The sequence below is a fragment of the Acinetobacter sp. 12966 genome (assembly GCF_031196995.1).
Classification (GTDB): Bacteria; Pseudomonadota; Gammaproteobacteria; order Pseudomonadales; family Moraxellaceae; genus Acinetobacter; species Acinetobacter geminorum.
Map to the genome: position 1 here is coordinate 1 of NZ_JAVIMC010000012.1, position 343 is coordinate 343.

Sequence of the window (343 nt, forward strand, 5' to 3'; positions counted from 1 at the left end):
CACCAGTGATTGACCCGGTTAACGGGACAGATCCAATTACAGGTACAGCAGAACCTGGTTCAACAGTGACTGTGACTTATCCAGATGGTAGTACGGCAAGTGTTGTAGCAGGACCGGATGGTACTTGGACTGTGCCAAACCCAGGCTTAAATGATGGTGATACGGTAACAGCAGTAACAGAAGATCCTGCGGGCAATACCTCAGGCCCGGCAACAGCAGTGGTTGATGCAGTTGCGCCGACAGTCGCACTGGATGATGTACTCACCAACGACAGCACACCTGCGTTAACCGGTACAGTCAATGATCCGACAGCCACTGTAGTTGTCAATGTGGATGGTGTTGA

At 51.3% G+C, this 343-nt stretch carries 1 protein-coding gene; it reads left to right on the forward strand.

Annotated elements, in window-relative coordinates; translation table 11 throughout:
* On the forward strand, window positions 1-343 hold a 343-nt coding region (locus tag RFW85_RS02960), incomplete at both ends, for an Ig-like domain-containing protein (RefSeq protein ID WP_309171113.1).